This is a genomic window from Antribacter gilvus (assembly GCF_003946865.1).
GTDB lineage: Bacteria > Actinomycetota > Actinomycetes > Actinomycetales > Cellulomonadaceae > Antribacter > Antribacter gilvus.
In genome coordinates this window covers 98,473-115,762 of sequence record NZ_QXTH01000013.1, presented here as the reverse complement: position 1 = coordinate 115,762, position 17,290 = coordinate 98,473, and the positions used below count along the sequence as shown (strand labels likewise).

Below are 17,290 nucleotides of genomic sequence, written 5' to 3'. Positions count from 1 at the left end.
TGGGAGGTCGTGGCGGCGCCCAGCCACGTGAGGGGGGCCGCCGGGAGAGCTTCGCGGGCGCCGGGCGGGCGCGTCCGTCGTCGGGCAGCGAGGAAGGTCGTCATGACCGCGAGCCTGGGGGCTCGACCTGGTCGAGGGTCCAGCGGGGCCGGCCCCGGAACAACCTTGTGCAGGCTACGTGCCCCCGGAGCGAGCGGAAGGTTGTTCTCGGCCCGGCCGACGGCGGGCCGGTCGCCTCACGCGGAGGCGGCCGGCCCGCCGTCGGGCAGCGACCTCAGTGGCCCGTCGCCGTCGGCGCCGGGTAGTACTGCGCGTACTTGCGGCGGTAGTTCTGCGTGATGCCCTCGACGATGAGGCGGCGCTTGAGCCCGCCGTCCCCGTCGTACTTGAGGGGGTTCACCACGCGGCCCTTCGCCTTGAGGTCCTTCAGCCGGTCCCGGAGCTCCGGGTCCAGCACGTACCTCATCAGCAGGCCGAAGGGCACCACCGAGTACAGGACCTCCTGCACCGCGCGCGCCGGCATGATCGGACGGCCCAGCACCTGGTCCTCCACGAGCACGCGGGCCACGTTGGCCCCGCCCGCGGTGACGTAGTAGTTGTTCCGCCCGATGCGCGGGTTCACCTCGAAGTACACGTGCCGGCCCGTACGGGGGTCCAGCTTGTAGTCGAAGTTCGCGAAGCCCACGTAGCCGGTCGCGTCGAGGAACCGCGTGGCGGCCTCCATCGCGTCGTCGTACGGCTCCACCAGGATCGCCGCGGGGATGCCGAGCGTGCCCGGCGTGTGCTCCTCGAGCAGCACCCGGCCCGTGGCGAGCAGCGTGACCGTGCCCGTGGTGTCGCGGTACGCGGTCAGCGACCGCATCTGCGTCTCGTCACCCGGGATGAACTCCTGGACGAGCAGGGTGGAGGGGAAACCCGCGTCGACCAGGTGGCCCACCAGCTTCTCCAGCTCTGGCCGGCTCTCCACGTGGTGGATCTTCGCCTTGCCCGGGAAGTCCACGTAGTGCCACGCCGCCGAGTCCGACGGCTTGGCCACCACGGGGAACTCCAGGTCCATCTGCAGGCCCGGGATCGCGGCCCGGCCGCCCGCCGCGACCAGCGTCGGCACGTCCACCACGACGGTGCGGGGCGTCGGGATGCCGAGCTGGTCGCAGACCTGCGCGAAGCCCTCCTTGGTGCTCACCACGTCGAGCACCTCGCGCGACGGGTACGGCGTGAGGTAGCCGGCCGCCTCCAGGCGCTCCCGGTTCTCGACGACGGTCCGCACGAACCAGTCCGCGTTGGTGAGCAGGATCTTGCGACGGGTGGGGTGCTCGGCGGCGACGCCCTCGAGCGACCGGAGGAACGTCTCCGTGTCGTCGAGGCCCGGGTCCACGAGGTTGGTCACGATCGCCGAGTCCTGCATGGCTCGCGTCGCGACCGTGGACAGGACGACCGCCGGGGCGCCGTACTGCTCGTGGAAGGCACGGCACAGTGCGTACATGCCGATGTCCCCGCCGACACCCACGACCATCAGGTCGTCGACCCTGCCCGCGGGCAGGCCGCTGCCGGACCCTCCGGCGCCGGGACCGGCGCCGCCGGGGAGACCCCTCACGCCTCGACCTCCGCGCGGTCGCCCGACCACTGGGTGTGGAAGGTACCGTCGCGGTCCACGCGCCGGTAGGTGTGCGCGCCGAAGAAGTCGCGCTGCGCCTGGATGAGGGCGGCCGGCAGGCGCTCGGCCCGCACGCCGTCGTAGTAGGCGAGCGACGAGGAGAACGCCGGCGTGGGCACGCCGTTCTGCGCGGCACCGGCCACGATGCGACGCCAGGCCGAGAGCCCGTTGCCCACCGCGTCGGTGAAGTAGGGGTCGGCGAGGAGCAGCGGCAGGGCCGCGTCGCGCTCGTACGCCTCGGTGATGCGGTTGAGGAACCGCGCCCGGATGATGCAGCCACCGCGCCAGATGCGCGCCATGGCTCCGCGGTCGATGTCCCAGCCGTTCTCGAGGGACGCCGCCGCGATCTGGTCGAAGCCCTGCGAGTACGCCACGACCTTGGAGGCGTACAGCGCGAGGCGCACGTCCTCGATGAACGCGTCGCGGTCCTTGACCTCCCACTCCTGCGCGTGGGCGGGCAGCGCGGAGCGACCTGCCTCGCGCTGCGGCACCGAGCCGGACAGCGCGCGGGCGAACGTGGCCTCGGCGATGCCGGTGATCGGCACGCCCAGGTCGAGACCGTTCTGCACGGTCCAGCGGCCCGTGCCCTTCTGCTCGGCCTGGTCGAGCACGACGTCGACGAACGCCTGGCCCGTCGCCGCATCGACGTGCTGGAGCACGTCCGCCGTGATCTCGATGAGGAACGACTCGAGGTCGCCGGTGTTCCACTGCGCGAAGATCTCGCCGATCTCCGCGGCCGAGGCGCCCAGCCCCTGCTTGAGCAGGTCGTACGCCTCCGCGATGAGCTGCATGTCGGCGTACTCGATGCCGTTGTGCACCATCTTGACGAAGTGCCCGGCGCCGTCGGGACCCACGTAGGTGCAGCACGGCGTGCCGTCGACCTTGGCGGAGATGTCCTCGAGGATGGGGCCCAGCGACTCGTACGACTCCCGCGTGCCGCCCGGCATGATCGACGGGCCGAGCAGCGCACCCTCCTCGCCGCCGGACACACCGGTCCCGACGAAGTGGAGGCCGTGCTCCTTGAGCGCGGCCTCGCGCCGGATCGTGTCGGGGAAGTGCGCGTTGCCCGCGTCCACCACGATGTCGCCCTCCTCGAGGAGGGGCACCAGCTCGTCGATCACGGCGTCCGTGGCCGCACCGGCCTTGACCATGATGACGACCTTGCGGGGACGCTCGAGCGACGCCACGAAGTCGGCCATCGACTCGGACGGCACGAAGTCGCCCTCGTGGCCTGCCTCCGCGACGAGGGACTCGGTCTTCGCGTACGAGCGGTTGTGCACCGCGACCGTGTACCCATGGCGCGCGAAGTTCCGGGCGAGGTTGCGGCCCATGACCGCAAGTCCGGTGACGCCGATCTGTGCGCGTGCTGACATGACTTGCCTGCTCCTTCGGTCGGGACGGGAACCGGGCGCGGCCGCGCCCGTGGCCCGCCGTCAGCCTAGTGCGCAGCACACAGGTCCCGCCTGGGACGTCCATCGTCCCGATGGCACCGCTCTGACCAGCACTTATCCCCTGCTTCGGAAATGGCGGAAGCAAGCGACTTGTCACCCATACCTCACACACAGCACACTGTGCGCGCACGAGACCATCACACAGGTGGTCTGCACCATCCGAGAGGGCTGCTGAAATGTCGTTCGTCGAGTCGATCCGCACCTGCCTGAGCAAGTTCGTGGACTTCAAGGGGCGTGCCCGGCGCTCCGAGTACTGGTGGTTCGCCCTGGCCGTCGCCGTCGTCATGTCCGTCGTCTACGCGGTCGCGGTCGCGCCTGGCCTCACCGAGTACATGACCTCGATGACGGCGGCTGCGGAGACCGGTGTGGTGCCCGCCGCGCCCGCGTCGTACTCCCTCGGCATGTCGATCTACGGCCTCGTGAGCCTGGCGCTGTTCCTGCCGTCGCTCGCCGCGATCGTCCGCCGCCTGCACGACACCGGCCGCTCCGGCTTCTGGTACTTCTTCGTCCTGGTCCCGATCGTCGGCCCGATCATGCTGATCGTCTGGGCCGCCACGGCCGGCACCGCCGGCGACAACCAGTTCGGCCCGGACCCCAAGGCCGAGGTGGCTGCGGCCGTCTGAGCCCAGCCCTGACGCTCGCGCAGGTCACGCCGATGAGGCGCTCGACGGCGCCGGTGCGCACCCAGGTGTGCACCGGCGCCGTCGAGCGCAAAATCACAATCCGGCGACACCGGCGCGTGGTGTGTCGACGCGACGCGCCGCACGCGTAAGTTTCTGGACGTGACCAGTGGCCCGCCCACCGGCGTCCCCCCTGACTTCGCAGCCGCGCTCGACGCCCTGCGAGGTCAGGCGCTGCGCCCCGAGGTACACCTCACGGAGATCCCCGCGCCCGTGCGGGTCGCGCCCTGGAGCGTGGCCCTCAGCGCGGACGTGATCCCGGGTGCGCCCCCAGGGACCCACGGCCATGACGACGACGAGGCCCTCGCCACCGGGCGCTTCGTCCTCCTGCACGACCCGGCCGGCCAGGAGGCGTGGCACGGCACCTTCCGCGTGGTCACGCTCGTACGTGGCACCACCGACCCGGAGATGGCGGCGGACCCGGTCCTCGCGGACGTCGCCTGGTCCTGGGTCCAGGAGAGCCTGACCGACGCCGGCCTGGAACCGGGCGTCAACCTGGTGGCCGAAGGGGGCACGATCACGCGGGTGCTCTCCCACTCCTACGGCGCCCTCGCTGGTACGCCGGACGCGGTGGACCTGGAGATCCGCGCGTCATGGACCCCGACCGACCTGAACCTCGGCCCCCACCTCGCCGCCTGGGGGGCGCTCCTCGCCACCGCCGCCGGCCTGCCCCCGGCCTGGGCCGGCGTCGCGTCCCTGACCAGGCGGTTTACGAGCCGTTCCCCGAGGCACCCTACGGTGGGTCCATGAGCACCACCCCACCCGCCGTGTCCGAGCCCCCCCAGTCCGCGGGCGACGTGGAGGCCGGACCCCTGGGTGACGTGGTCCCGCTGACCGAACCGTCAGAGGGTCTGCCGCCCGTCATCGACAGCCCGGCGGCGTTCCGGAAGGTGGTCGAGGCCTTCGCCGTCGGCACCGGTCCCGTCGCCGCGGACGCCGAGCGGGCCTCCGGCTACCGGTACGGGCAGGCCACGTACCTCGTGCAGGTGCGCCGGGCCGGCGCGGGCACCGCCCTCATCGACCCCGTGGCGATCCCCGACCTCGCGCCCCTGGGCGAGGCGGTCGGGGACGCCGAGCACGTGCTGCACGCCGCGTCCCAGGACCTGCCGGGGCTCGCCGAGCACGGCCTGCGCCCGGCCCGCGTCTTCGACACCGAGCTCGCGGCCCGTCTGCTGGGCCTGGAGCGCGTGGGGCTCGCCGCCGTCGTGGCGGAGGTCCTCGGGCTCGGCCTCGCCAAGGAGCACTCCGCCGTGGACTGGTCCACGCGGCCGCTGCCCGAGGACTGGCTGCGCTACGCGGCGCTCGACGTCGAGGTGCTGGTGGAGCTCCGCGACCGGCTGGCGGAGCGGCTGGAGGCCGCCGGCAAGACCGAGTGGGCCGCGCAGGAGTTCGAGGCGGTCCGCCTCGCTCCCCTGCCGGCTCCGCGCATCGACCCGTGGCGCCGCACGTCGGGCATGCACGTGCTGCGCGAGGCGCGGCAGATGGCCGTCGTCCGCAGCCTCTGGCAGGCACGCGACGCCAACGCCCGCGCACGAGACGTGTCGCCGGGCCGGGTGCTGCCCGACCGCGCGATCGTCGCCGCGGCGAAGGCGCTCCCGCGCACGGTGCCGCAGCTCGTGACCATCCCGGAGTTCGCCGGGAAGGGGACCCGCCGTCGTGCCCCGTACTGGCAGCACGCCATCGACCAGGCGCTCGCGCTGCCCGCCTCGGCGCTGCCGTCCGTCCGCGGCCCGCGCACGGACGGCCCACCCCCGCCCCGCAGCTGGGGCGACCGCGACCCCGAGGCGGCGCGGCGCCTGACCTTCGCCCGGGAGGTCATCACCGCGCTCTCCGAGGAGCACGCGGTGCCCGCTGAGAACCTGCTCCAGCCGGACGCCCTGCGCCGCCTGTGCTGGACGCCGCCGGAGCCCGCCGACGCGGCGAGCATCGCGGAGTTCCTGCGCGGGCGCGGCGCGCGTGAGTGGCAGGTGGGTCTCGCCGCGGGCCGCCTCGCGGAGGCGTTCACCCGGTCCCGGACGGACCGGTCAGCCGTCCCCCGGCACGAGGACCTCCCGTAAGAGCGTGTGGCGGAACTGGTAGGCCGCTCCGTCCGCCCGGAGGATGCCCCTGGCCGTCGCGCCCTTGAGGAACGCCGAGTAGCGGAAGGGCAGCCGACCGCGCACCGCGAGACAGAGGTGGGCGACCCGGAACGTCGGCCACGCCGTGAACCTGCACGGTGAGACGACGGCGCCCGCCGCGACGGCGGCCGCTACCAGCCCGTCGGGGACGGCCTCGTCCGTGCCGAGCAGCCGCCACGACACCAGGGTGACGACCGCCAGGCCCGCCGCGAAGGCGCCCGCCACCGCCGCCGTCGCCCGCGCGTCGCGTCGCAGGAGGTCCTGGGGGTCCAGAGAGTGCTCGGGAGAGACGGCCGCGTCCAGCGAACCCCAACGGATGAGGATCACCGCGGCTGCGGCGCCGCCGAAGGTTCCGAGCAGAGCGGCGAGGACCGTGCCCTGCGCGGCGAGCAGGGCCGTGTCTGCCGCTGAGAGGCCGGCGCTGCTCCCCCCGGCACGCGCTGTCGCCCAGACCGCCAGGACAGCGAGCGCTGCCGTGGGGACGACGAGGCGAACCGTCGCCCGGGAGAGAACCGGCGCCCCACGGCCCGCACGAAACTCGGCAGGGGTCGGCTCCCCACCCCTCTCGACGACCCGGACGGCGCCGTAGGCCCACACGAAGAGGTCACCACACACGACCGCCCAGAACACCGCCGCGGTCAGGGCCGCTGCGGCCGCGACGGACCACTGGGCGACCGCCACGACTCCCAGGAAGCCCCCGGCAGCCAGCACGGCGCCGAGCCGCGGCAGGAGCGACTCGTGAAGGGCCCACCACCTGATCCGCCCGCGCTCGTCGTCGTTCGCTGCCCTGGCGACGTTGGCGAGCCAGGCTCCTGCCCGACGCGAGTCCCACCGGCGCTCGCCCGGCCCCAGGATCGCCGTAGCGTCGAACGCAGAGCCGACAAGCGAGGTCAGGAGGTGCCTTCCCACAGCCTGCACGTCCGGGAACCGCGCGAGGTCGAGCAGCTCCCCGGGCCGGGTGGCGGGCCTCGCGTAGACCTCGACAGCGAGCCACTGCATGAGCGGTGTGCTCAGCGCGCGCAGCAGGACCGATCCAGGATCCGATCGCATCGACGCGAGCACAGGCGCCCAGCGTGCGTACGCTGCGGGCCGGGTGGCCGCGAGGTACGCGTCGAGCTGCTCGACCCCAACAGGACGGAGCCGGACGACGACAGAGCCGCGAACGGGCCCGACCTCAGCGGCCGCGGCGGTCAGCTCCGCCTCGCGCGACGCCAGCACGACGGGACGACGAGCCCCGAGCGTCCGGTTCAGGGCTTCCAGCAGGGCGGCACGCCGCACGCCCACCACCTCGTCGAACCCGTCGAGGAACGGCACGATCCGTTCGTCCCACCGGAACGCCCTGAGAACGTCGCTCTCCATGACCGCCGAGCCTGGTCCCGTGATGGCGGGGTACATCTCCGCGAGCTGGCCCACGAGCCAGCGGTCGAACGGCAGGCCGGGGTCCCACCCTGCGACCGACAGGATCACCGGCACCGGTGCGCTCGCGCCTCCGGCCCTGATGAGGTCCCGCGCCAGGCGTTCCAGGACCACCGTCTTGCCCGCTCCCGGTGCGCCCACCACGACGAGACGGGGCGGGTCGCCCCGGTCCCAGAGCCGTACCAGCCCGGTCATCCCGGCGACCACCGGGGGTGGCAGGTCCCCGGATCCCTTCGGCTCGACGATCTCGCCCAGGACGTCGGTCGGAGCCACCTCGACCCCCCGGTCCCTGAGGCTGGTCTCGAGCCGTTCGAGCTCTGCGCTCCGGAGTGCCTCTGTCCAGTCACCGGTCGCCGTGGGCCCAGCCGGCCGGTGCCCCCACGGGAAGACCGCGAGCACCAGCGGCAGAAGTCCGAGCAGCCCGATGAACGTGTCCACGGGCCCGGCGACTGCCGTGGCGATACGCCAGCTGTGGAGGCCGAGGCTCAGCACCGCGAGGACCAGGGCCACGCCCACGACGGCGAGCCTCTGAGGGGTTCGTCCACCTGCTCTCACAACGTCCGCGCCTCCCCTGGCAGCCCGCTCGCCACACCGTCACGATCTAGACCAAAGGCGACATCTCGCATCCTACGTGGCCGTTCGGCGGACCGGCCCGGGAGACCCAGGAGCTCTCGCCTCGCGGAGGCGTTCACCCGGTCCCGATAGAGTCATCCCATGTCCGTTCTGCCCCCCGTGCTGCCCTCCGGCCCCCTCGCCGGGCCCCTCACCGTCGACGTGGTGACCGACCCCGCCGCCTGGGACCGTGAGGTCCTCGCGCTGGGTGGGCACCCCCTCCAGCTCTGGGGCTGGGGCGAGGTCAAGGCCGCCGGGGCGTGGCGTGCGCACCGCCTGCGGCTCACCGCCCCGGACGGCCGGGCCGCCGGTCTGGCGCAGGTGCTCGTGCGCCCGCTCCCCGCACAGTTCAAGGCTCTCTCGTACGTCCCTCGCGGCCCTGTCGTGGCGCACAGGGACGCCGACGACACCAGGACCGTGGTCTACGGCGTGGGCGACGACGAGTCGCGTGCGGCCGTGACGCAGGCCGTGACCGAGTGGTGCCGCACCCACGTGGGCGGTGTCGGCCTCACGCTCGAGCCCGACTGGCCGGCCGGCACCCGCATCGACCTGCCGGGCCGCCGCTACGCGCCGAACACGATCCTGTACCCGTCCACGCTGATCCTGGACCTGACGAAGTCTGCGGACCAGCTCCAGGCCGCCATGGGCAAGTCCACCCGCTACGACATCCGCAAGGCCGGGCGCAGCGGGCTCGAGGTCCGCCGGGTCACCACGGAGGACGAGGTGCGCGCGGTGCTGGAGGTCTACAAGGAGACCGCCGAGCGCGCGGGCTTCGCGCTGCACTCCGACACGTACTACCTCGACATCCACCGCGAGCTGGGCGAGCACTCCGTCCTCGTGGCCGCCTTCGCGGACGGCGCCCCGTGCGCGTTCGTGTGGTGCGTCGCGTCGTCGTCGACGTCGTTCGAGCTCTATGGCGGCATCAACGACACCGGCCGCAAGGCCCGCGCCAACGCTCCCGTCAAGTGGCACGCGATCGAGCTGGCCCAGCGGGCCGGCCTGGTCCGCTACGACATGAACGGCCTGCTCAACGACGGGATCAGCGAGTTCAAGAAGAGCTTCGCGCAGCACACCGACGAGCTCGTAGGCTCCATCGACGTGCCGTTCTCACGGTGGTACACCACCTGGAACAGCGCGCTGCCGACAGCCAAGAAGGTCGTCCGCAAGCTCCGGGGCCGCTGACCCTCGCCCCACCCCGGCACGGCGTGAGACGGAGTATCGTCCGACAGGACGAAAGTCACAAACTCCGTCTCACGTCGTGCGTGCTTTTTACCGGTACTCGGGGTAGCGTGTAACGCGTTCAGAGCGGCGTCGCTCAAGAAGGACGCCGCCGTCCCGACCCAGGAGCTGCCATGACCGTGGCCACGGAAACCCCAGCGCCCACGCCCCGGGCGCCGAAGCGGCGTACCGTCCGTGACGTCGTCTTCGTCGAGGGCGTTCGCACGCCCTTCGGCAAGGCCAGGCCCGACGGCCTGTACGCCGAGACGCGCGCCGACGACCTGATGGTCAAGGTGGTGCGCGAGCTGCTACGCCGCCACCCCGAGCTGCCGCCCGAGCGCATCGACGAGGTGGCGATCGCGGCCACCACGCAGCAGGGTGACCAGGGCCTCACGCTCGGCCGCACCGTCGGCGTCCTCGCGGGCCTCCCCCAGTCCGTGCCGGGCTTCGCCATCGACCGCATGTGCGCCGGCGCCATGACCGCCGTGACCACCACCGCGGCCGGGATCGCCACCGGCACCGCCGACATCACGATCGCCGGCGGCGTGGAGCACATGGGGCGCCACCCCATGGGCTTCGACGCCGACGTGAACCCCCGCTTCGTCTCGGAGAGGCTCGTCGACGCGCAGGCCCTGAACATGGGGGTGACGGCCGAGAACCTGCACGACAAGTTCCCGCACCTCACCAAGGAGCGCGCGGACGCCTACGCCGTGGACTCCCAGGCCAAGTACGCCAAGGCCCTGGCCAACGGCGACGTCGGCCCGGAGCTGGTCCCCGTGGCGATCCGCTCCGCCGAGCTGGGCTGGGGCCTGGCGACCGCCGACGAGCTGCCCCGCCCGTCCACCACCGCGGAGGGCATCAAGGACCTGAAGACGCCGTTCCGCCCGGGCGGCCGCGTCACCGCGGGCAACGCGTCCCCGCTGACCGACGGCGCCACGGGCTGCGTCCTCGCCGCGGGCGACGTCGCGGAGGAGCTCGGCCTGCCCGTGCGCATGCGCATGGTCTCGTCGGCCTTCGCGGGCGTGGCCCCGGAGATCATGGGCTTCGGCCCGGTCCCGGCGACCGACCGCGCGCTGGCGCACGCCGGGCTCACGATCGACGACATCGGCCTGTTCGAGATCAACGAGGCCTTCGCCGTCCAGGTGCTCTCCTTCCTCGACCACTACGGCATCGCCGACGACGACCCGCGGGTGAACCCCTACGGCGGCGCCATCGCGGTGGGCCACCCGCTGGCGTCGTCGGGCGTCCGCCTCATGACGCAGCTCGCGCGCCAGTTCGAGCAGCACCCCGAGGTGCGCTACGGCATCACCACGATGTGCGTGGGCCTGGGCCAGGGTGGCACCGTCATCTGGGAGAACCCGCACCACGCCGACTACTCCGGCCACACGAGCGCCGACGGGGAGAACTGAACCGTGACCGATACCTCTGCGCGCGCCGAGCGCGTCACCCACGCCCTGGTCCGCGACGTGGCCCTGCCGGGCGGCGCCGGGACCCTGGCGCTGATCACCCTCGACAACGGGCTCGACCACACCAAGCCGAACACGTTCGGCCCGCAGGGCATGGCCGAGCTGCTCACGACCCTCGAGGGCGTCCGCGAGCGCGCCGCCGCCGGCGAGCTCGCGGCCGTGGCCGTCACCGGCAAGCCGTACTTCCTCGCCGCGGGCGCGGACCTCCTGGGCGTCGCCCAGGTGACCTCCTACGACGAGGCGCTCGAGCTGGGCCGCATGGGCCACCGGGCGTACTCGGTCCTGGGCGACCTGCGCGAGCAGACCGGCGTCCCGACGTTCGCCTTCGTCAACGGCCTCGCCCTCGGCGGCGGCCTCGAGGTAGCGCTGAACTGCGACTACCGCACCGTGGCGTCCGACGCCGCGGCGCTCGGCCTCCCCGAGACCGGCCTCGGCCTGGTCCCCGGCTGGGGCGGCGCGTACCTGGTGCCGCGTCTGGTCGGCATCGAGAAGGCCGTGGACGTCCTCCTGGCCCGCCCGGCCGCGCAGAAGCCGTACAAGCCGGCGGAGGCGCTGGAGATCGGCCTCGTCGACGCGCTGTTCGAGGCCGCCGACTTCCTGGAGCAGTCCATCGCCTGGGCCGCGAAGGTCGTGGCCGGCCAGGTCGAGGTCCCCCGCCGGGAGCTCGACCCGCAGCCGGTGTGGGACGCGGTGGTGGCCGCCACGCGCCAGCGCCTCGACGCCACGATCCACGGCTCGCGCCCGGCGCCGTACCGCGCCCTCGACCTGCTCGCCGCGGCCCGCACCGCCACGCGCGACGAGGCCTTCGGGGCCGAGGACGTGGCGCTGGCCGACCTGATCATGACCGACGAGATGCGCGCGAGCGTGTACGCGTTCGGTCTGGTCTCCGGCGGCAAGAAGCCGGCCGGTGCGCCGGACCCCAAGATCGCCCGGCCCGTGACCCGGGTCGGGATCGTGGGCGCGGGCCTCATGGCGGCGCAGATCGCGCTGCTGTTCGCCCAGCGCCTGCAGGTCCCCGTGGTCATGCGCGACCTCGACCAGGAGCGCGTGGACAAGGGCCTCGGCTTCGTCCGGGACACGGTGACCAAGCTGGTGTCGCGCGGACGGATGTCCCAGGACGTCGCGGCCCGCATCGTGGCCTCGGTGCACGGCACGACCGACATCCAGGACTTCGCGTCCTGCGACTTCGTGATCGAGGCCGTCACCGAGGTCATGGGCCTGAAGAAGAAGGTCTTCGCGGAGCTCGAGGGCATCGTCACCCCGGAGACGATCCTCGCGACGAACACGTCCGCCCTGTCGATCACCGAGATGGCGCGCGACCTGCAGCACCCCGAGCGGGTCGTCGGCATCCACTTCTTCAACCCCGTGGCGCAGATGCCGCTGGTCGAGGTCGTCCACGCCGAGAAGACCTCGCCCGAGGCCCTCGCCACCGCCTTCGCCGTGACGAAGAAGCTCCGCAAGACCGCGGTCCTCGCCGCGGACCGCCCGGGCTTCGTGGTGAACCGTCTGCTCATCCTCGTGATGGGCAAGGTCGTCGAGTCCATCGAGAACGGCACGGCGGCCGAGGTCGCCGACACCGCGCTCTCACCGCTCGGCTTCCCGATGCCCACCTTCGAGCTGTTCGACCTGGTGGGCCCCGCGGTGGGCCTGCACGTCCTCACCTCGCTGCGCGAGGACCTGGGCGAGCGCATCCCGGTCTCGAAGGGGCTGGAGAAGATCGTCGCGGAGGGCACCAAGGTGGTGCTCGACGGGCCCAAGGGCCTGCCGAAGCCGGTCAACCCCGCGGTGCAGGACGCGTTCGGTCCGGCTCGTCCCGGCGAGCCGGGCGTGCTCGACGCCGACGGCGTCCTCGACTCGGTGCGCACCGCCCTGGCCACGGAGATCGGGCTCATGCTCGACGAGGGTGTGGTCGCCGGGCCGGAGCAGATCGACCTGTGCATGATCCTCGGCGCGGGCTGGGGCTTCCACACGGGCGGCATCACGCCGTACCTGGACCGCACGGGCTACTCCGAGCGCGTGCTGGGCCGGCGCTTCCTGCCGGACGGTGTGGCGAACGTCCCGGCGGGCACGCGCGTGGGCTGATCTCGCGAGATCGGCCCGGTTGTCAGAAGCTCCCCGGTGAAGAGACCGGGGAGCTTTTGACAGCTCCGCGCCCGGCGCTGGTTCCGGTCAAGGCATAGTCGACATGGGTACTGTGTCTGGTATGTCACCAGGTGTCAGGACCGACCCGTCCCGCCGCCGGTTCGTCGTGATGGGCGACGGGCCTCTCCCCTACCGCCTGGTCCTGGCGCTCACCACGCGGTACGAGGGCGACGTCGTGGTGATCACCCCGGACCCCGACGCCAAGTACAGCCGGAAGATGGCCCGGCTCCCCCACGTGGTCGACGTGGTCCACGCCGCCCGCCCGGGCGAACGGACCTTCCGCGAGAAGGTGCGGCTCGCCGAGGCGGACGCCCTGGCCCTGGTCTCCGACGACGACGCGGGCAACCTCGAGGCCGCCCTCGTGGCGCGCGAGGTGACTCCGGGCATCCGCCTGGTGATCCGCGTCTTCGACAACTGGCTCCGCCGGGGCATCGCGCCGCACCTCGACAACTGCGAGGTGCTGTCGGACGCCAAGCTCGCCGCGCCGGCCCTCGTCGCCACGGCCCTCGGCGAGCCGTCCCGGCTGAACCTCCGTGGCCTCGACCTGGTGGCCGGGCATCCTCGGGCCGTCCAGGACGGGGTGCTCTTCCCCCTGTTCGGCGTCCGGGACGTCGACGGCGAACCCTCGGTCCGCGCCCTGCCCGACTACCCGCCGGACGCCGGCCGGCCCGCGACGCCGACCCTCGTCCTGGCCACCCGGGACCCCGACCCGCCCACCTCGGACCGCCGGGTGCGACGCATCGTCGGCGTGGTCCTGCGCGGTATCGGGCCGAGCCTCCTGATCTCGCTCGCCGTGCTCACCGTCCTCATCGCGGCGGGCGCGACGGTGCTCGCGCTGGACCCCCAGACGGGCTGGGCCACCGCCCTCTACTCGGCTCTGCTGTTCGGGCTCGGCGGGGCAGACCCGGACGACAAGGCCACCGAGCGGGTGCACGCGGTCCAGGTGGCGCTCACCATCGTGAGCGTCGCGGTGATCCCCGCCGTCACCGCGGGCGTCGTCGACTCCATCGTGCGGGCACGGCTCGAGACCGCCGTGGGCGGGCCCGTGCTGCCCGTCACCGACCACGTCGTGGTGGTCGGGCTGGGCGAGCTCGGCACCCGGGTGCTCCGGGAGCTGCACGACCGTGGGATCGAGGTGGTCGCGGTGGACCACGCGCGCGACGCCCGCGGGGTCGGGGTCGCGCGTGACCTGCACGTCCCCGTGGTGGTCGGCGACGGCCGCCGCCTCACCACGCTGGACCAGGCGCGGGTGGGACACGCCCGCGCCGTGCTCGCCCTCACCGGCGACGACCTCGTCAACATCGCCTCCGCCGCGAGCGCCCGCCAGCTCCTGCCGAACCCGGTGGAGGAGCCGGGGAACTTCCGCGGCCGCGTGGTGATGCGACTCTTCGAGGACGACTTCGCGCGCCGGATGGAGCGGTTCATCCCGGCGTCGCGGTCGCGGAGCGCCACGTTCCACGCGGCGCCGGCGTTCGCCGCCGCGATGCTCGGGCCGTGGGTGATCGACGCCGTGCACTACGGCGACCGGGTGCTGCTCGTCGCGGAGCTGCCGGTGCGCCAGGGCTCGGAGGCGGTGGGGCAGCCGCTCCGCGCGCTGCACAGGCTCAGCTACGTGCGGGTCCTCGGCCTGCGCCGCAACCCGCCGCGGCACGACGGCGAGCAGGACCTCGACGCGCCGCTGCTGCCAGCCGACGACGACCACGAGATGGCCCCCGGGGACCGCCTCGTGGTGGTGAGCACCCGCCAGGGGCTCGAGCGGCTGCAGGAGATGACGGCTCCGCCGAGCCTGCGCCTGTAATCGCTCTCCCCCTACTTTGCGGGCTGTTGACCAAGCGTAGCGGCGGCGCTATAACTGTTCCTGAGAGCGTTCTCACGCTTTGCAACGACGCAACTCCCCCACTGGAAGTGAGAACCACATGAGGAAGCGACTCAGGACCCTTGCGGCCGTGGTCGGCGCGCTCGCCGTCACCGCCGTCCCCCTCGCCGCGGTCACCACGCAGGCCGCCGTCCCGCCGACCCCCGCGGGCTGGAGCCACGTGTGGAGCGACGACTTCACCGGCGCCGCGGGCACCGGGCTGAACACGGCGAACTGGATCTACGACATCGGGCACTCGTACCCCGGCGGCGCCGCCAACTGGGGCACCGGCGAGATCGCCTACCACACGAACAGCACGCAGAACGTCTACCAGGACGGCAACGGCAACCTCGCCATCAAGCCGATCCGCGACTCGGCCGGCAACTGGACGTCCGGCCGCATCGAGACGCAGCGCACCGACTTCCAGCCCCCGGCGGGCGGCACCCTGCGCGTCGAGGCGCGCATCCAGATGCCCAACGTCACGGGCGCCGCCGCCCAGGGCTACTGGCCGGCGTTCTGGATGCTGGGCGAGCCGTTCCGGGGGAACTACTGGAACTGGCCGGGCGTCGGCGAGATCGACATCATGGAGAACGTCAACGGCGCCGCCCAGGTGTGGGCCACGCTGCACTGCGGCACCAACCCGGGCGGGCCGTGCAACGAGACCATCGGCCTCGGCGGGTCCACGGCCTGCAACGGCTGCCAGACGGGGTTCCACACCTATCGCATGGAGTGGGACCGCAGCGTCACGCCGAACCAGATGCGCTTCTACCTGGACGGCAGCCTCTTCCACACCGTGCGGCAGGACCAGGTCGACGCCACCACCTGGGCCAACGCCACCAACCACGGCTACTTCATCATCCTCAACGTCGCGATCGGCGGGGGCTGGCCGGGCGGCCCGACGGCGCAGACCGTCTCCGGCGTGCCGATGCTCGTCGACTACGTCGGGGTCTGGCAGCGGGGAGGCGGGACGACGACGCCCCCGCCGACCACGCCGCCGCCGTCGGGCAGCCGGGACGCCTACTCGACCATCCAGGCCGAGTCCTACAACGCCCAGTCCGGCGTCTCGACCGAGACCACCACCGACGCGGGCGGCGGCCAGAACATCGGCTGGATCGGCAACGGCGACTGGGTGCGGTTCGACGGGGTGAACTTCGGGTCGACGCCGGCCCGCGGCTTCTCGGCGCGGGTCGCCTCCGGCGCGGCCTCGGGCGTGAGCGGCCTGGTCGAGGTCCGGCTGGACGACGTCAACAACGCACCGGTCGGCAGCTTCGCCGTGGGGAACACGGGCGGCTGGCAGAGCTGGCGGACCATCCCCGCCAACATGGCGCAGGTGACGGGCACGCACACCGTCTTCCTCCGCTTCACGAGCGGCCAGCCGGCCGACTTCGTCAACGTCAACTGGCTCACCTTCACGCGCTGACCCCGGCCGCGGCGGAGCAGCAGCCTGACGCCGAGGGAGTGCGTCCGTCCGCCCGGATCGCCCTGATCGGGGCGATCCGAGCGGACGGACGCACTCCCTCGGCGCCCTTCCGCGATCACAGGGAGAGCGCTCTACTGCGCTACGCTGCGACACAACCGGTGGCAGCCACGCCACCCCGGACGACGGAGTACTGATGCGCGACCTCCAGGCCGGTGGGCGGCCGACGCTGGAGACGGTGGCCCGGCTCGCGGGAGTCTCGCGGGCGACGGTGTCCCGCGTCGTCAACGGCTCCCCGTCGGTCACGCCGGAGGTGCGCGACGTCGTCGTGCGCGCCGTCCAGCAGCTCGGGTACGTGCCCAACCCTGCCGCCCGCAGCCTCGTCACCCAGCGCACCGACTCCGTGGCGCTCGTGGTCCCCGAGCCCGCCACGCGCGTCTTCTCCGACGACGCCTTCTTCTCCAGCATGCTGCGCGGCGTCGGCGAGGAGCTCGAGGCCGCCGACAAGCAGCTCGTCCTGCTCCTCGCGTCGACCCCGTCGAGCCACGACCGGATCATGCGGTACGTCCACGGCCGCACCGTCGACGGCGTCATCCTCGCCTCGCTGCACGGCGCCGACCCCCTCCCCCTCGACCTGGCGCGCAGCGGCATCCCCGTCGTGGCCAGCGGCCGGCCGCTGGGCCGCTCCGCCGTGCCGTACATCGACGTGGACCACGCGGGCGGAGTCCGGGCCGCCGTCGAGCACCTGATCGCCCGGGGCAGGCGGCGCATCGCGACCATCACCGGCCCGGCCGACATGGTCGCCGGGATCGAGCGGCTCACCGGCTACCAGGAGGCCCTGGAGGGCACCGGGCTGCGCTCGCTGGTCGCCGTCGGCGACTTCACGCGCGAGTCGGGCCGAGCGGCCATGGAACGACTCCTCGAGGACGACCCCGGGCTCGACGCCGTCTTCGTCGCCTCCGACCTCATGGCCGACGGCGCCCTCCGCGCCCTGCGCCAGGCCGGTCGCCGGGTGCCCGACGACGTGGCGGTGGTCGGCTTCGACGACGTCGAGATCGCCCGCTACACCGAGCCCCCGCTGACGACGGTCCGCCAGCCGATCACCGAGATCGGCCGGCAGCTCGCCCGCCAGGTGCTCCGGCTCGCCGCCGGCGAGCCCGTCGAGCCGGCGCTGATCCTCCCCACCGAGCTGGTCGTCCGCGAATCATCCTGACGTCCCGGACCGGTTCGGCCGCCGATGTGGGTGCCTGGCGCTACGCTCC

General features: G+C 72.9%; 12 protein-coding genes. 9 read left to right on the top strand and 3 right to left on the bottom strand.

All coding sequences use genetic code 11. From position 1 onward, the window contains the following. Positions 1 to 274: 274 nt before the first annotated feature. On the bottom strand, positions 275 to 1,594 hold the full coding sequence (locus tag D1350_RS20010; RefSeq protein WP_240644236.1) for a carboxylate--amine ligase: 1,320 nt from the start codon (positions 1,592 to 1,594) through the stop codon (positions 275 to 277). After that, positions 1,591 to 3,027: an NADP-dependent phosphogluconate dehydrogenase gene (gene gndA / locus D1350_RS20005; protein WP_125777811.1), complete on the bottom strand. Its 1,437-nt coding sequence runs from the start codon at positions 3,025 to 3,027 to the stop codon at positions 1,591 to 1,593. The genes D1350_RS20010 and gndA overlap by 4 nt, the downstream gene beginning before the upstream one ends. 254 nt (positions 3,028 to 3,281) lie before the next feature. On the opposite strand from gndA, the gene D1350_RS20000 reads away from it, so the two are divergent. The 3 genes from D1350_RS20000 to D1350_RS19990 all read left to right on the top strand — a co-directional run bounded on the left by D1350_RS20000 (position 3,282) and on the right by D1350_RS19990 (position 5,842). Next, positions 3,282 to 3,728, top strand: coding sequence for a DUF805 domain-containing protein (locus D1350_RS20000; RefSeq protein WP_125777810.1), 447 nt, complete (start codon positions 3,282 to 3,284; stop codon positions 3,726 to 3,728). A 159-nt stretch (positions 3,729 to 3,887) separates the two neighbouring features. After that, the gene (locus tag D1350_RS19995) at positions 3,888 to 4,535 is read left to right on the top strand and encodes a DUF3000 domain-containing protein (protein ID WP_125777809.1); all 648 of its coding nucleotides are present in this window, start codon (positions 3,888 to 3,890) and stop codon (positions 4,533 to 4,535) included. Then, positions 4,532 to 5,842, top strand: coding sequence for an HRDC domain-containing protein (locus D1350_RS19990; protein ID WP_125777808.1), 1,311 nt, complete (start codon positions 4,532 to 4,534; stop codon positions 5,840 to 5,842). Before D1350_RS19995 ends, D1350_RS19990 begins: the two co-directional genes overlap by 4 nt. Here D1350_RS19990 and D1350_RS19985 read toward each other — a convergent pair. Next, positions 5,810 to 7,834: an NACHT domain-containing protein gene (locus D1350_RS19985; protein WP_125777807.1), complete on the bottom strand. Its 2,025-nt coding sequence runs from the start codon at positions 7,832 to 7,834 to the stop codon at positions 5,810 to 5,812. The two genes, D1350_RS19990 and D1350_RS19985, sit on opposite strands and share 33 nt — an antisense overlap. A gap of 198 nt (positions 7,835 to 8,032) precedes the next feature. On the opposite strand from D1350_RS19985, the gene D1350_RS19980 reads away from it, so the two are divergent. The 6 genes from D1350_RS19980 (at position 8,033) to D1350_RS19955 (ending at position 17,241) form a co-directional block, all read left to right on the top strand. Then, the gene (locus tag D1350_RS19980; RefSeq protein WP_164545247.1) at positions 8,033 to 9,112 is read left to right on the top strand and encodes a lipid II:glycine glycyltransferase FemX; all 1,080 of its coding nucleotides are present in this window, start codon (positions 8,033 to 8,035) and stop codon (positions 9,110 to 9,112) included. 170 nt (positions 9,113 to 9,282) lie between these two features. Next, positions 9,283 to 10,557: a thiolase family protein gene (locus D1350_RS19975; protein WP_125777806.1), complete on the top strand. Its 1,275-nt coding sequence runs from the start codon at positions 9,283 to 9,285 to the stop codon at positions 10,555 to 10,557. Positions 10,558 to 10,560: 3 nt separating this feature from the next. After that, positions 10,561 to 12,696, top strand: coding sequence for a 3-hydroxyacyl-CoA dehydrogenase NAD-binding domain-containing protein (locus D1350_RS19970; RefSeq protein ID WP_125777805.1), 2,136 nt, complete (start codon positions 10,561 to 10,563; stop codon positions 12,694 to 12,696). Positions 12,697 to 12,817: 121 nt separating this feature from the next. Continuing rightward, positions 12,818 to 14,554, top strand: a complete 1,737-nt coding sequence (locus D1350_RS19965; RefSeq protein WP_164545246.1) for an NAD-binding protein — start codon at positions 12,818 to 12,820, stop codon at positions 14,552 to 14,554. A gap of 118 nt (positions 14,555 to 14,672) precedes the next feature. After that, positions 14,673 to 16,031, top strand: a complete 1,359-nt coding sequence (locus D1350_RS19960; RefSeq protein ID WP_125777803.1) for a glycoside hydrolase family 16 protein — start codon at positions 14,673 to 14,675, stop codon at positions 16,029 to 16,031. A gap of 193 nt (positions 16,032 to 16,224) precedes the next feature. Further along, positions 16,225 to 17,241, top strand: a complete 1,017-nt coding sequence (locus tag D1350_RS19955) for a LacI family DNA-binding transcriptional regulator (protein ID WP_125777802.1) — start codon at positions 16,225 to 16,227, stop codon at positions 17,239 to 17,241. Positions 17,242 to 17,290 lie beyond the last annotated feature (49 nt).

Bases quoted from the DNA above. Each gene is read 5' to 3' on its own strand.
- D1350_RS19965 (WP_164545246.1), top strand. From the start codon at position 12,818: ATGTCACCAGGTGTCAGGACCGACCCGTCCCGCCGCCGGTTCGTCGTG.
- D1350_RS20000 (WP_125777810.1), top strand. From the start codon at position 3,282: ATGTCGTTCGTCGAGTCGATCCGCACCTGCCTGAGCAAGTTCGTGGAC.
- D1350_RS19960 (WP_125777803.1), top strand. From the start codon at position 14,673: ATGAGGAAGCGACTCAGGACCCTTGCGGCCGTGGTCGGCGCGCTCGCC.
- D1350_RS19975 (WP_125777806.1), top strand. From the start codon at position 9,283: ATGACCGTGGCCACGGAAACCCCAGCGCCCACGCCCCGGGCGCCGAAG.
- gndA (WP_125777811.1), bottom strand. From the start codon at position 3,027: ATGTCAGCACGCGCACAGATCGGCGTCACCGGACTTGCGGTCATGGGC.
- D1350_RS19990 (WP_125777808.1), top strand. From the start codon at position 4,532: ATGAGCACCACCCCACCCGCCGTGTCCGAGCCCCCCCAGTCCGCGGGC.
- D1350_RS19955 (WP_125777802.1), top strand. From the start codon at position 16,225: ATGCGCGACCTCCAGGCCGGTGGGCGGCCGACGCTGGAGACGGTGGCC.
- D1350_RS19980 (WP_164545247.1), top strand. From the start codon at position 8,033: ATGTCCGTTCTGCCCCCCGTGCTGCCCTCCGGCCCCCTCGCCGGGCCC.